Source organism: Chryseobacterium sp. HNCC26DJ238 (genome assembly GCF_057180465.1).
In genome coordinates, this window is record NZ_JBXUGI010000069.1 from 1 (window position 1) to 480 (window position 480).

The 480-nt window shown below is 36.5% G+C and carries 1 pseudogene; it reads right to left on the reverse strand.

The features are described 5' to 3' along the window. Positions 1 to 264 (reverse strand): annotated as a pseudogene (locus AC2A07_RS19745) (T9SS type A sorting domain-containing protein); the annotation flags it as partial. Positions 265 to 480: the final 216 nt, after the last annotated feature.

Below are 480 nucleotides of genomic sequence, written 5' to 3' on the forward strand. Positions count from 1 at the left end.
GTATTTTTCAAATACGGTATCCCCGTTTTGGTTGAGCTTGATGAGCTTAAAGTCGTATCCATTGTTCTGAGATCCTTTAGCCTGTTGAAGGTTGGAGCTTTGAATGGCACTTCCGCTGATGAGATACTGCTGGTCAATGGTGGTGGTCACCTGGGAAAGGAAGTCTTGAGTTGATGATCTGATATCATGTTGCCAGATTAAATCCTGTCCGAATGACAGACCTGTGAAGCAAAGCAGACAGGCACTCACATAGATTTTTTTCATACTTGAGTTTTTAATTATTATATTTTGGCGAATTTAACTTTTTTTTAACGGATATTGTAGTACTTATGGGGATATTTCATCCAAACTTAATATGGATTGCGAAAATAAAGAGGCGATGCGACAAAACCTGACGTGTTTAAAAATCTTTTTTAATTATAGGAAAGTGCAGTATTGAGTTTTTCTTAACGCAAAGTTTTATTTATGCAATCTGCTAAA